Source organism: Enterococcus sp. DIV0436a (assembly GCF_051711605.1).
Lineage (GTDB): Bacteria > Bacillota > Bacilli > Lactobacillales > Enterococcaceae > Enterococcus_B > Enterococcus_B faecium.
This window is the reverse complement of sequence record NZ_JBIONA010000001.1, coordinates 2,663,308-2,676,915: the sequence shown is the minus strand read 5'-3', so window position 1 is coordinate 2,676,915 and position 13,608 is coordinate 2,663,308. Positions and strand designations below refer to the sequence as shown.

11 protein-coding genes are annotated in these 13,608 nt (G+C 39.4%); 10 read left to right on the top strand and 1 reads right to left on the bottom strand.

The window, feature by feature from the left end; genetic code table 11:
• Positions 1–99: 99 nt before the first annotated feature.
• The 4 genes from pgsA to rny all read left to right on the top strand — a co-directional run bounded on the left by pgsA (position 100) and on the right by rny (position 5,284).
• Positions 100–678 carry a CDP-diacylglycerol--glycerol-3-phosphate 3-phosphatidyltransferase gene (gene pgsA / locus IGL15_RS13225; RefSeq protein ID WP_002298210.1) on the top strand — a complete coding sequence of 193 codons (579 nt, stop codon included), beginning with the start codon at positions 100–102 and terminating at the stop codon, positions 676–678.
• 239 nt (positions 679–917) lie between these two features.
• Positions 918–2,159, top strand: coding sequence for a competence/damage-inducible protein A (locus IGL15_RS13220; protein WP_002337397.1), 1,242 nt, complete (start codon positions 918–920; stop codon positions 2,157–2,159).
• A 108-nt stretch (positions 2,160–2,267) separates the two neighbouring features.
• Positions 2,268–3,317: a recombinase RecA gene (recA, locus tag IGL15_RS13215; RefSeq protein WP_002307721.1), complete on the top strand. Its 1,050-nt coding sequence runs from the start codon at positions 2,268–2,270 to the stop codon at positions 3,315–3,317.
• A gap of 410 nt (positions 3,318–3,727) precedes the next feature.
• A complete protein-coding gene (rny, locus tag IGL15_RS13210; RefSeq protein WP_104765241.1) occupies positions 3,728–5,284 on the top strand; it encodes a ribonuclease Y in 1,557 nt (518 codons plus the stop codon).
• Between the two features lie 78 nt (positions 5,285–5,362).
• On the opposite strand, the gene proC is transcribed toward rny, so the two are convergent.
• A complete protein-coding gene (gene proC, locus IGL15_RS13205) occupies positions 5,363–6,169 on the bottom strand; it encodes a pyrroline-5-carboxylate reductase (protein WP_002296027.1) in 807 nt (268 codons plus the stop codon).
• A 140-nt stretch (positions 6,170–6,309) separates the two neighbouring features.
• On the opposite strand from proC, the gene mprF reads away from it, so the two are divergent.
• The 6 genes from mprF (at position 6,310) to purR (ending at position 13,556) form a co-directional block, all read left to right on the top strand.
• Positions 6,310–8,883, top strand: a complete 2,574-nt coding sequence (gene mprF / locus IGL15_RS13200; protein WP_002307716.1) for a bifunctional lysylphosphatidylglycerol flippase/synthetase MprF — start codon at positions 6,310–6,312, stop codon at positions 8,881–8,883.
• Between the two features lie 153 nt (positions 8,884–9,036).
• Entirely contained in the window at positions 9,037–9,888 is an 852-nt protein-coding gene (gene ispE, locus IGL15_RS13195; RefSeq protein WP_002296028.1) for a 4-(cytidine 5'-diphospho)-2-C-methyl-D-erythritol kinase, read from the top strand.
• Between the two features lie 244 nt (positions 9,889–10,132).
• Positions 10,133–11,071 (top strand): metal ABC transporter substrate-binding protein, encoded by a 939-nt coding sequence (locus IGL15_RS13190; RefSeq protein WP_002287342.1) that lies wholly within the window; start codon positions 10,133–10,135, stop codon positions 11,069–11,071.
• Positions 11,072–11,093: 22 nt separating this feature from the next.
• On the top strand, positions 11,094–11,774 hold the full coding sequence (locus IGL15_RS13185; RefSeq protein WP_002287343.1) for a metal ABC transporter ATP-binding protein: 681 nt from the start codon (positions 11,094–11,096) through the stop codon (positions 11,772–11,774).
• Positions 11,747–12,571: a metal ABC transporter permease gene (locus IGL15_RS13180; protein ID WP_002287344.1), complete on the top strand. Its 825-nt coding sequence runs from the start codon at positions 11,747–11,749 to the stop codon at positions 12,569–12,571. Before IGL15_RS13185 ends, IGL15_RS13180 begins: the two co-directional genes overlap by 28 nt.
• Before the next feature lie 166 nt (positions 12,572–12,737).
• On the top strand, positions 12,738–13,556 hold the full coding sequence (gene purR, locus IGL15_RS13175; protein WP_002287345.1) for a pur operon repressor: 819 nt from the start codon (positions 12,738–12,740) through the stop codon (positions 13,554–13,556).
• Positions 13,557–13,608: the final 52 nt, after the last annotated feature.

The window sequence follows — 13,608 nt, the reverse complement described above, 5'->3', positions numbered from 1 at the left end:
AAAAATACTCCTTTGAATAAATTCATTTGGAAAAGTAAATAATATCGGTGGAAACTTCGCTGATAGTCACGTAGAATAGGGAAGAAAGGAGTCGATAGTGTGAATTTACCAAATAAATTAACTGTACTTAGAATTTGTATGATCCCGATTTTCATTTTGGTTGTAGGTTTACCTTTAGATTGGGGACAACTTAACGTAGGAGACACCACACTGGCTGTCACACAGCTAGTAGGTGCAGTTATTTTTGCTTTAGCTAGTATCACAGACTGGTTAGATGGAAAAATTGCCCGTGCGCGAGGCCTTGTCACTAATTTTGGCAAGTTTGCGGACCCGTTGGCAGATAAAATGCTAGTTATGACTGCTTTTATCATGTTGGTTGACCAAGGAAAGGCCCCTGGTTGGGTAGTAGCGATCATTGTCTGTCGTGAATTAGCCGTCACAGGCTTGCGTTTACTACTTGTCGAACATGGAGAAGTCATGGCTGCAGCTTGGCCGGGAAAAGTCAAGACGGCTACACAAATGGTTGCTATTATCTTGCTGTTTATCAATAATATCCCATTCAGCCTGATCGGTATTCCAGTAGATCAAATCATGCTTTATGCTTGTCTGATCTTTACTATCTATTCAGGTGTGGATTACTTCATCAAAAACAGCGGTGTGTTCAAAGGATCAATGTAAGTATCGTTTAGTGGAGAGGTTGTGAGCCTGCCGTCTAACTCTGAGTCACAAGGGATAATTTCAAAAAACAGCTTTTCATGTTTTATGTATATTGTGACTTATGACCGAGGTTTTGGCAGGAGAACACTGTTTATTTGGAACAAGGAGCTGTGACAAGATTTTTGTCACAGCTCCTTGCCCTCTTTTTAAATAAAAAAATATAAAAATACAGCGTATACTATATAAGGGAGCGGGAAGTAATGAAAGCAGAAATAATAGCTGTCGGAACAGAACTTTTACTAGGACAAGTCGTGAATACGAATGCCACTTTCTTGTCAGAACAGCTAGCTGATCTAGGTATCGAAGTTTATTATCAAACAGTTGTAGGAGATAATCAGCAGCGTTTAGAAGAGTTGATTGCTCTAGCTGAAACAAGAAGTGAACTCATACTCTTATGTGGCGGATTAGGACCGACAGAAGATGACCTGACAAAAGAAGCAACTGCGGCTCACCTCGGTAAGTCTCTCATACAAAATACGGAAGGATACAAAAAATTATTGGCATATTTTGAAACAACCCATCGAAAAATGACCAAAAACAATCTGCAACAGTCCCAGATCATCGAAGGCGGGATTCCTCTACCAAATCGTACAGGGCTTGCTTTAGGGACTTTTTATCAAACAGATACACATGCGTATATCCTTCTTCCCGGTCCGCCTAATGAGTTGAAACCAATGTTTGTGGAACAAGTACGTCCTTTACTAGAGGAACGTTTTCCTTCTGAAGAAAAACTAATTTCTAAAGTTTTGCGCTTTTATGGGATTGGTGAATCGCGACTGGTCACTGAGCTAAAAGATCTGATTGAGACACAGATCAATCCAACGATCGCACCATATGCCAAACCAAATGAAGTGACATTACGACTGACAGTGAAAACAAATGATGTTCAAGCAGGGAATCAAGCTCTTTTAGCATTAGAAGAAAAAATCCAAGAACGAGTAGGGGAATATTTTTATGGATACGGCGATGATAATTCGCTAGCAAAAGTCGTAGTGGAACTACTGAAAGAAAACAAGCAGACTGTAACAGCAGCGGAAAGTTTGACAGCCGGCGCCTTCCAAGCCGCATTGGGCGATATTGCTGGTGTATCTGAAGTATTTCCAGGCGGATTCGTTACCTACTCGCTCCAAACAAAAGCTGGTTTTCTGGAGATTGATCCGGAGCTATTAGCAGAATATGGAACAGTCAGCAAAGAATGTGTGGAGCAGATGGCCATTCAAGCACGTGAGATAGCAAGAACAGATTACAGTGTAGCTTTCACCGGAGTGGCTGGACCGGACACGTTAGAAGGTCAATCTGCAGGAACAGTATGGATCGCTATTTCATCTAAAGACGGCGTGGTTTCGGAAAAATATCACTTTGCCAGAGATCGTGCTGCTATCAGATATAATGCGGTTATGCAAGGATTTGATCTTTTGAGAAAACAGCTTTTAAGAAAATGATAAATGCGAATATTTGTTCGGTTTTTTCTTGCTTTTTTTCACTAAAAAAGATATGATAAGGATAATGAAATGTTGCTCTGATTTGTAAATATAAGGAGGATTATCGTATTGGCAGATGATCGTAAAGCAGCCTTAGATGCTGCACTGAAAAAAATTGAAAAGAGCTATGGTAAAGGCTCTATTATGAAATTGGGCGAAAAAATCGACCAGCAAATCTCTACAATTCCAAGTGGCTCTCTTGCGTTAGATGTCGCTTTAGGTGTCGGCGGTTATCCCCGTGGACGTATTATCGAAGTATACGGACCTGAAAGTTCAGGTAAAACAACAGTGGCGCTACATGCTATTGCAGAAGTACAAAAAAATGGCGGAACTGCCGCTTTCATCGATGCTGAGCATGCGTTAGATCCGCAATATGCACAAAAATTAGGTGTGAATATCGATGAACTACTTCTTTCACAGCCTGATACAGGAGAACAAGGTCTGGAGATCGCTGATGCTTTAGTATCAAGTGGAGCTGTAGACATCGTAGTAGTCGATTCAGTTGCCGCTTTAGTTCCACGAGCAGAAATCGACGGCGAAATGGGTGACTCACATGTCGGGTTACAAGCACGTTTGATGTCTCAAGCATTGCGTAAACTCTCTGGTTCGATTAACAAAACAAAAACAATCGCTATTTTCATCAACCAAATCCGTGAAAAAGTAGGCGTGATGTTTGGGAATCCAGAAATCACGCCTGGAGGACGCGCATTGAAATTTTACGCAACGATCCGTTTAGAAGTACGCCGTGCAGAACAATTGAAACAAGGAACAGATATTGTTGGTAACCGTACAAAGATCAAAGTCGTGAAAAACAAAGTAGCTCCTCCTTTCAAAATCGCTGAAGTAGATGTCATGTATGGCTTAGGTATCTCACAAGAAGGAGAACTTCTAGACATGGCAGTAGAAAAAGACATCGTTGATAAAAGTGGTGCTTGGTATTCTTATAAAGAAGATCGGATTGGCCAAGGACGGGAAAACGCTAAAATCTATATGGCTAATCATCCTGAAATGATGGCAGAAGTTTCTGCTCTAGTTAGAGCAGCTTATGGTATTGGCGAAGAAGTCGCTGTCCCAGAAGATGAAAAAGGACAAGAAGAATTGCCTTTAGAAGAAGAATAAAAATCATGATAAACAAAAACGGCTGGTCTGAAGAGTAGGTACTCTCCTTGACCTGCCGTTTTTTTATTGAATAAAGAAATCGTAAGTTATTTAATTATACGAGTGGGTACATAAAATAAAAATATCTGTTCATCTACAAAGAATAATTTAATAGAAAAGTTTCTCAACTTAAAGGTTTACCTATATGAAACTAGTGTCATTTATTTTAAAAACCATCGTTTAATGAATAAGTAGAAAGCCGTTTCTTTGTTTATTTAAAGTTGACACTACGGGGTACAAACATTAGAATAAAGTTGTGCATGTTTTTTGTACACATATATGCGAAGATGCATATTGACAAGTTTAGAATAATTTATCATAGAAGCTGTATAGATGATAAAAATGAAAAAGATAGTATGGAGGTGGATTTTATGGTATTCAACATTCTCCTCGCTATCATCGGTTTAATTGTCGGTCTTGGTTTAGGGTTTATGGTCGCAAAGTCACGTCACGAGAAAGAAATAGCTGGTGCACAATCATCAGCTGCTGGAATCATCGATAGTGCAAAAAAAGAAGCAGAAACTCTAAAAAAAGAAGCATTGTTAGAAGCTAAGGAAGAAAATCAGAAATACCGTTCTGAAGTTGAAAGTGAGCTGAGAGAAAGTAAGTTAGAATTAAAATCTCAAGAGAATCGTTTGATTCAACGCGAACAAACGCTGAATCGTAAAGATGACTCGTTAGAAAAACGCGAGAACTCACTTGAAAGTAAAGAAGAAGCACTTAGTTCAAAACAGCAATTAATTGAAGAGCGAGAAAAAGACGTTGAAAAAATGATTGAAGATCAACAAAAAGAACTAGAAAAAATTGCTGGTTTATCAAAAGAGGACGCACGAGATGTCATCATGAAATCGACTGAAGAAGAGCTGAATCATGAGTTAACTCTAATGGTAAAAGAATCTGAACAGCGTTCCAAAGAAGAAGCAGATCGCAAAGCGAAAAACTTATTATCATTAGCGATTCAACGCTGCGCAGCAGATCAAGTTTCAGAAACGACTGTTTCAGTCGTTACCCTTCCGAATGATGAAATGAAAGGTCGTATCATTGGACGAGAAGGTCGTAATATTCGAACGCTTGAGACGCTGACTGGTATCGATTTAATCATCGATGATACACCGGAAGCAGTTGTTCTTTCCGGATTCGATCCAATCCGAAGAGAAATCGCACGGATGACCTTGGAAAAACTGATACAAGATGGACGAATCCATCCAGCGCGTATCGAAGAAATGGTCGAGAAATCTCGTAAAGAAATGGATGAACGTATTCGCGAATACGGGGAAGAGGCAGCGTTTGAAGTCGGTGCTCATACACTTCATCCAGATCTAATCAAGATCATCGGACGTCTGCGATTCAGAACTAGTTATGGACAAAACGTCTTGAAGCATTCGGTCGAGGTTGCAAAATTAGCTGGTATCTTAGCAGCAGAGCTTGGCGAAGATATCCAATTAGCAAAACGTGCCGGGTTGCTCCATGATATTGGGAAAGCACTTGACCATGAGATTGAAGGATCTCACGTTGAGATCGGTGCGGAATTAGCTGCCAAGTACAAAGAAAACCCAGTAGTAATCAACGCGATCGCTTCTCATCATGGCGATGTGGAAGCTACTTCTGTTATCTCTGTCCTTGTAGCTGCAGCAGATGCGCTCTCAGCAGCAAGACCTGGTGCGCGAAGTGAATCATTAGAAAACTACATCCGTCGTTTAAGAAGTCTGGAAAATATTTCGAACAGCTTCGCCGGTGTAGAATCAAGTTACGCAGTTCAAGCTGGACGCGAAGTTCGGGTAATGGTCAAGCCAGAAGAAATCTCGGATTTAGACGCTGTTCGTTTAGTACGTGATATTCGTAAACGAATCGAAGAAGAACTGGATTATCCTGGACACATCAAAGTAATCGTTATTCGGGAAACTCGTGCAACTGATTATGCTAAATAATAAAAAATACAAAAGAAGAGCCGCGGCAAAAGCCACAGCTCTTCTTTTTTTGTAAGGCACGAAAAAACATTGCTATCATTATTTTTTATTCAACATCTCAAGATCTTTCTCGATTGTCGTATTGATTCCTTTGATGATGGCTGGGATGAATCCTGCTTCTTCTAGCGCAACTACACCGGCAACGGTCGTACCACCAGGAGAAGAAACTTGGTCTACAAGTTCCCATGGATTTTTATCACTTGAAAGGAATTTTTGACAAGAACCCATAATTGCTTTTGCAGCAATTTCAGTTGCTGTCTGTTTGGACAAACCATTTAATACACCAGTCCGTCCCATCGCATCGATCAGCATGTAAACGAATGCGGGTGAGCTGCCAGCAAGGCCAATGAATGTACTGAAATCTGATTCTGCTAAAGGATAGACGCTGCCGATTGCTTCAAAAATCATCGTAGCTTGCTGAAGCTGTTCCTCCGTGGCAGCTTCATTTTTGCAAATCGCAGAAACGCCTGCTCCTACGCTGACATTGACATTCGGCATCACACGTACGATGGAGGCCTGAGGATCTTCAAGCGCTGTTTCTAAATCTGTTAATGATTTTCCTGAAGCAATAGAAATGAATAAGACTTTCTGGCTATATTCTCTTAGTTCTTCCAATACTTTTTCAATGATTTTTGGTTTCACGGCTAAAAGAACGATATCTGATTGTGATGCAACTTCCTGATTACTTTTGCATGCATGGACGCCAGTTTCAGCAGCAAATTTTTGTGCATTTTCAAAATGTCCACTGGAAACGAACACCTCTTCTTTCGAGACTGTTCCTTTTTTTAATAAACCATCAATAATAGCTTGTGCCATATTCCCTGTGCCGATAAATCCTACTTTCATGTTATCCTCTCCTTTAGCATTAGGATATCTTTCTTTTTCTATCATCGCAAGCAAAGAACAGGTCTAAAGTGGAAAAATTAAAATAAATAAGATAACATTGGGGTATGACACAAAAGTATACAAGTTAGGAATGGGAAAATGTGAAAAATAAACGATACTTGATGCTGCAATGGATAAAGGAACATAGTCTGATTTTAAAACTGATTTTTTTCGGCTCCGTGTTAGTCTTTGTGGCAAATCAAGTCGCAAATATTGCTAATGGCATGAGTTGGCAAGATATTTGGCAAAGGATGGGACAACAAAGCCACATGACGATCCTGCTCATGATTCTGGCTGGACTGCTGGGTGTCACTCCGATGTTGTTGTATGATTGGGTGACGATCAGAGTCTTAGAAAAACAAGGAAAACCAAAAATGGAAAGAAAAGAGTTTCTTCTTGCTGCGTGGGTAACAAACACGATCAACAATCTCGCCGGTTTTGGTGGTGTGGTAGGAGCAAGTCTGCGGGCTAGTTTTTATGGAAAGCAGACAAATAGAAAAATGGTTTTAGCCACTGTATCAAAAGTCGCACTATTTATGCTGACTGGTTTGTCTGTATGGTCGTTTCTTACATTTATTGATGTCTTTTTTATTCAGTCAGAAAGTATTTTTCGAAGCTATTGGATCTGGCTTTTCGGCGGTAGTTTTTTAGCACCAGTCATTTTCTTTTTTGCTTATCTAAAGAGAAAGTCATTGTTCTTCGAGTTTTATCCAAAAGGCTTGCTTGGTCTGCTACTGGCATCCTTTGGACAATGGACGGGAGCCCTTGCGGTATTTTTGATCATCGGCAAGTTGATGAGAATAGATATTTCGATGCTTTCGATCTATCCTATGTTCATGATTGCTACATTGATAGGAATGCTGACGATGGTCCCAGGTGGAATGGGGACTTTTGACGTTTTGATGATCTTAGGAATGAGTCAATTGTCTGTTCGGCAAGATGTAGCAGTAGTTTGGCTATTATATTATCGGTTGTTTTATTATGTTCTACCTTTTATGACGGGACTTCTATTGTTCATCACACATACAGGAGTCAAAATCAATCGATTTTTAGATAACATTCCGCGACTGTTTTTCCAAAAGGTTGCGCATATAGTGCTCGTAAGTGCTGTCTATTTTGCGGGAATCATGATGGTACTTCTATCAACAATCACTAATCTGTCTGCAATCAGTCGGCTATTTCAAGTATTATTGCCGTTCTCATTCAATTTTTTAGATCAGACAGTGAATCTATTGGTTGGCTTTTTATTACTCGGCCTTGCTCGAGCACTTTCAGTAAAAGTCAAAAAGGCATTTCTGCCTACGATTGCTTTACTATCTTTTGGTATTTTAAATACAATCACACGTACGTTATCTTGGCAGTTGATATTGGTATATGTCTTGATTCTGTTAGCTGTGTGGTTATCCAGAAAAGAATTTTATCGAACAAAATTCGTTTATTCTTGGGGAGCTATAATCTTTGATGCTAGCTTGTTCGGCTTTTTGTTTATCGTTTACGCAATTGCAGGCTATCACAGCGGACGCTTTTTAGTCGGTCGAATAACAGGAAATCATTTTATTTTGTTTCCTTCAGATGATGTGTGGTTCTCAGGGCTTATTGGTTTGGGCATCTCATTGCTAGCTTTAGTGGCGCTTTATCAATATTTAGCTGAAGATACTACGAAGCTTGGCAGTGAGTACGAAAAAGACCGTTTTGACCGTTTATTGGAAACATACGGAGGCACAGCTACAAGCCATCAGCTTCGCTTGTCAGGTTACAGTTATTTTTATTACCAAGAAGACGACCAAGATCAAGTCGTTTTTGGTTATCAGATCAAAGGAAACAAATGCTTTGTTTTAGGAGATCCAGTTGGCAATCCTAAAATGATGCGGGCAGCAACGAATCAGTTTATGAAACAAGCAGATTGTTTAGGCTATCAGCTTGCGTTTTATAAGATATCAGAAAGCTACGTAGTGATGCTTCATGAATTGGGTTTTCACTTCACGAAAGTAGGCGAAGCAGGGATTGTTGATCTAGCAACAGAAGACTTGTCTCGGCTGAGTCAGCAACTTGAATATCAACGTTTGATGAAAGAAGGATACCATTTTACTTGGTACGATCAACTGCCAGAAGAATTACATCAAGCTGTAAATGAAGTTTCACAAAAATGGCTTCAAGGTGCACGAGAAAAATACTTCTCTGTGGGTCGATTTGATAAATCATATGTATTATCTAGCGGTGTCGGTATTGTCCGTAAAGATCAAAAAGTCGTTGGCTTCATCACCGCTCAGCCGATGACGAAGAAGCAGGCGGGATATGATTTGTTGCGGGTCTTACCTAAAGAATCTGAGGAATTAGCTGACTATCTGTTAGCCAATCTGTTTATTGTATACGAGAAAATGGGCTACTCGGAAGCCAATCTAGGCTTAGCTCCATTAGCTAATGTTGGAGAAACAGATTTTTCTTTCTTTCAAGAAAAAGTCATGCATATCGTATATAATTATGGTAATTTTTTCTATTCCTTCCAGTCTGCTTATGAAAAGAAATTAAAATATGTCGATCATTGGGAAGGACGTTACTTTGCTTATAGGAAAGGAAGTAATTTCGGATTTGCTACCATGCAGCTACTCAGTCTGATAGGAAAAGAAAAAGGAAATGTTCCGAGTTTGGCAGAAGAAGTGCTCACAGAATTATAAGAATCACTAGAACTTGTTTGGATTATGAAGAGAAAATTCTGTGAAAGCTGTTGAAACGATGACAAAATCAACCACTAGGCAGACATAAGCTATACTTTTATTTTTCCCTATGATAGAATACTTGCGACTTAGACTTTTCGAATGGGTGAGAGGATGGAATTGATTGAAAAAGCGCCAGCCAAGATAAATTTAGGACTGGATGTATTATATAGACGGCAAGATGGGTATCATGAGTTGGAAATGGTGATGTCGAGCGTAGACTTGGCAGATCATCTATTTTTTGAAGAAATAACAGAAGACAAAATCATTGTAGAAACAAATAAAGCATTTTTACCGGTAGATGAACGGAACAATGTTTATCAAGCTGCTTTATTGCTAAAAAATAAATACAATATCAAAACCGGTGTCAAGATCTTTGTTAAGAAGAATATTCCAGTAGCAGCTGGATTAGGCGGAGGAAGTACAGACTGTGCAGCTGCTCTAAGAGGGATCAACCAATTATGGAATCTGGGCTGTTCGTTAGAAGAACTGGCAGAAATCGGTTTGGAAGTCGGTACAGATGTTCCTTACTGTGTCTACGGAAGTACGGCATTTGTCGGTGGCAAAGGGGAAGAAATCCAAGTATTACCTTCTATGCCACAGTGCTGGGTTGTGTTGGTCAAACCAAGAATGAGTGTCTCTACACGTACAGTGTTTAGAGAAGTAGATACGCAAGCCATCCAACATCAAGACATCCACGGACTTGCTGAAGCCATCCGAGAGCAAGATTATCAGCAGATGATCAAAAAAATGGGAAACAGTTTAGAAGATATAACGGGAAAGCGGCATCCAGTCATCCATCAAATCAAAGAGCGTATGATCAAGTACGGAGCAGATGCCGCATTGATGAGTGGAAGCGGACCAACCGTTTTTGCCTTGTGTCAACATTATTCAAGAGCGCAGAGAGTATATAATGGGTTAAAAGGTTTTTGTGAGGAAGTTTATTTAGTACGAACCCTGCAATAAAATATAAGAAGTAAAATAGGTGATGAAAAACTGAGGAATCCTAAAATGGTATTCTTCAGTTTTTTATTGTAGTGAAATGGCTAGATATGAGCAGCAACTCATCCATTTTACGATTTAATCAAGAATATACATGCTTAAATCAGAAATTGATGGATTTCTATTGACTGTGTTTTTTTATTTTGATACATTAGTTCACGTTAATAAATCGTAAAATTCCGATTTGTTCATTGAAAGGAGCATATAAATGAAAAAATATCTTTTGACAGCTACGGTAATGATAGGTGCTTTACTGTTTGCAGCATGTGGAAATACGAACAAGGAAGCAGACAAAAAAGAGGATTTGACGATCGTTACGACTTTTTATCCGATGTATGATTTTACAAAAGAGATCGTAGGGGATGAAGGAAACGTAAAACTTTTGATCCCTGCTGGAACGGAGCCGCATGATTTCGAACCAAGTGCAAAAGAAAGAGCAGAAATTTCCGATGCAGATGTTTTCGTGTATAATAGTTCAGACATGGAATTTTTTGTGGATTCGTTAAAGGATTCAGTGGATAGCAAACAGACCTTGATGATCGAAGCAGCTAAAGGAATCGACCGTTTAGAATCGCAAGAAGCAGACGAACATGAAGAATCAGAAGAAGGGCATGGTCATTCACATGAATACGATCCACATGTTTGGCTCGATCCGGTATTAGCTATAAAAGAAGTCAGAACGATTGCTGAAGAATTAGGCGAAAAATATCCAGATAAAAAGGAAACTTTTACGAAGAATGCCGATGCTTATATCAAAAAGCTTGAAGCACTGGATCAAAAATACTCCGATGAGCTAAAAGATGCAACAAACCGCACATTTGTCACTCAGCATGCTGCTTTTGCTTATTTAGCGAATCAATACGACTTAAAACAAGTAGCGATTTCGGGCGTTTCACCAGATCAGGAACCCACACCAAGTCGCTTAGCTGAGCTAAAAGAATTTGTGAAGAAAAACAACATCAAAGTGATTTATTTTGAAGAAAATGCCTCTTCGAAGGTAGCTGAGACATTGTCGAATGAAACAGGAGTGAAGCTAGAAGTGTTGAATCCTTTAGAAAGCTTGACTAATGAACAAATCAAAGCAGGCGAAAATTATATTTCTGTCATGGAAAAAAATCTGAAAGCTTTAAAAGAAAGTATCAATTAAGTTTTAGAATGGAGGTTGTAAGGTGCGTTATATCGAAATATCTGATTTGACCTTTTACTATGATGATGAACCTGTACTAGAAGATGTCTCTTATCATGTAGATGCGGGTGAATTTGTCATTTTAACTGGAGAAAACGGAGCAGCCAAGTCAACCTTGGTGAAAGCATCGTTAGGATTACTGAAACCTTCAAAAGGAATGATAAAGATTGCTGAGAAAAATCAAGAAGGAAAAAAATTAAGTATCGGTTATATTCCTCAACAAGTTGCATCTTTCAATGCAGGTTTTCCTAGTACGGTGATCGAATTAGTCCGTTCAGGAAGATATCCAAGAGGCCGCTGGTTCAAGCGTCTCTCTGAAAAAGATCATCAACATGTACAGCGTGCTTTAGAAGCTGTAGGGATGTGGGATATGCGAAATCGGCGAATAGGTGAATTGTCTGGCGGACAAAAGCAGCGAATCAGTTTAGCGCGTATTTTTGCTACTGACCCTGACTTATTTGTTCTTGATGAACCAACAACAGGTATGGATGAAGAATCCAGAAATGAATTTTATCGTCTTCTCCGACATAGTGCGCATGTCCATGGGAAATCAGTTCTAATGATCACCCATGATCATGAAGATATCAAACAGTATGCGGACAGACAGATCCGACTGGTGAGAAAGGAGGATTCTCAATGGCGTTGCTTTCATATGAATTCATGAGAAGAGCGTTTCTTGCCGCTATCTTCATTGCCGGAATCGCCCCGATGCTAGGTGTGTTTTTAGTGATCAGAAGACAATCGCTGATGGCTGATACGCTTTCTCATGTCTCTTTAGCAGGGGTAGCGTTAGGATTCTTTTTGAACCTTAATCCTACACTTACGACCATGCTAGTCGTTGTATTAGCAGCTGTGATATTGGAGTATCTGCGAACGATCTACCGAACCTATTCAGAAATCTCCATTGCCATTTTAATGGCTGGTGGTTTGGCGCTAGCGTTAGTATTGATGAATTTGAGCGGAGGGAATTCAGCAACAAGTATCCAATCCTATCTGTTTGGTTCGATCGTGACCATTACATGGGAGCAAGTCATCTTTTTAGGAATCTTATTCGTTGCCATCGGTATATTGTTCTTTTTATTCAAACGGCCGATGTATGTTCTGACTTTTGATGAAGATACCGCCCACGTGGATGGGCTACCCGTTCATTTGATGTCGATGATGTTCAATGTGATTACTGGTGTGGCTATTGCTGTGATGATCCCGATTGCCGGTGCACTTTTGATATCCGCAATCATGGTTCTTCCCGCAGCAATCGGTATGCGATTAGGCAAAAGCTTCAATGTCGTGATTGCTATCAGTGTTTGTGTAGGATTTCTAGGGATGCTGTCAGGACTAACTAGCTCGTTTTATCTAGATACACCTCCAGGAGCAACAATCACATTAGTCTTTATTGCTTTGTTCCTGATTGTAAATATCATCAAACGAATATTGGTTGCCTTCAGAAGAAAAAATAACTAAATTATAAAGAAAAGAAGCCTTATAAAAACGAAAAATTTTTTATAGGCTTCTTTTTATTTTAATAAATACCGAACTATTTTCTTATTTTTTCATAAAATGCTCGAATTTTTGAAGAAAAACTTATATAATGTAAAACGATAAAATTTCTTAAAAGGAGTTGGAATAGGTGAAAGTACGTCGCAGTGAACGTCTAGTTGACATGACACAGTATTTATTGAATCACCCGCATGAATTGATTTCCTTAACAAGCTTTGCCGAACGTTATGAATCTGCTAAATCTTCTATCAGTGAAGATTTGGGAATCATCAAGAAAACATTTAAAGAACGAGGGTATGGAACCTTGGAAACAATCCCAGGTGCTGCAGGTGGTGTATTGTTCATCCCTGAAATTTCATATGAAGAGGCGAAAAAATATATTGAATCTCTAGCAGAACGTCTATCAGAACAAGACCGTCTGCTTCCAGGAGGATATGTTTATCTCTCTGATTTGTTAGGAGAACCTGAACTGCTGCGTCAAGTTGGAAGAATCATTGCTTCTAAATACCTTGGTGAAAAAATCGATGCTGTAATGACTGTAGCCACAAAAGGCGTACCTATTGCCCAAGCTGTGTCCTATTATCTGAATGCGCCATTCGTTATTGTACGCCGGGACTCAAAAATAACAGAAGGATCAACAGTAAGTGTCAACTATGTGTCTGGATCTTCTGAAAGAATTGAAAAGATGGAACTGTCTAAGAGAAGTTTGAAACGTGGTTCACGTGTCCTTGTAGTGGATGATTTCATGAAAGGCGGCGGAACAGTCAACGGAATGAAGAGCTTGATTGAAGAATTCGAATCAGAACTTGTTGGCATCACTGTATTTGCCGAATCAAAATTCAACGGTCATCGCGCCATCGATGATTATACGTCACTGCTTTATGTCAAAGATGTAGATACTCAAACGAAAAATATTACGGTTGTGCCGGGAAATTATTTTTCAGAATAAGAGGTTGTGAAAAAGCCGCTTAGTTTCGAGTAGTAAGAAAAATTTTGTGAAA

Excerpts from the sequence above, each read along its gene's own strand:
- IGL15_RS13220 (WP_002337397.1), top strand. The coding sequence starts at position 918 with ATGAAAGCAGAAATAATAGCTGTCGGAACAGAACTTTTACTAGGACAA.
- rny (WP_104765241.1), top strand. The coding sequence starts at position 3,728 with ATGGTATTCAACATTCTCCTCGCTATCATCGGTTTAATTGTCGGTCTT.
- proC (WP_002296027.1), bottom strand. The coding sequence starts at position 6,169 with ATGAAAGTAGGATTTATCGGCACAGGGAATATGGCACAAGCTATTATT.
- ispE (WP_002296028.1), top strand. The coding sequence starts at position 9,037 with ATGGAATTGATTGAAAAAGCGCCAGCCAAGATAAATTTAGGACTGGAT.
- IGL15_RS13190 (WP_002287342.1), top strand. The coding sequence starts at position 10,133 with ATGAAAAAATATCTTTTGACAGCTACGGTAATGATAGGTGCTTTACTG.
- IGL15_RS13180 (WP_002287344.1), top strand. The coding sequence starts at position 11,747 with ATGGCGTTGCTTTCATATGAATTCATGAGAAGAGCGTTTCTTGCCGCT.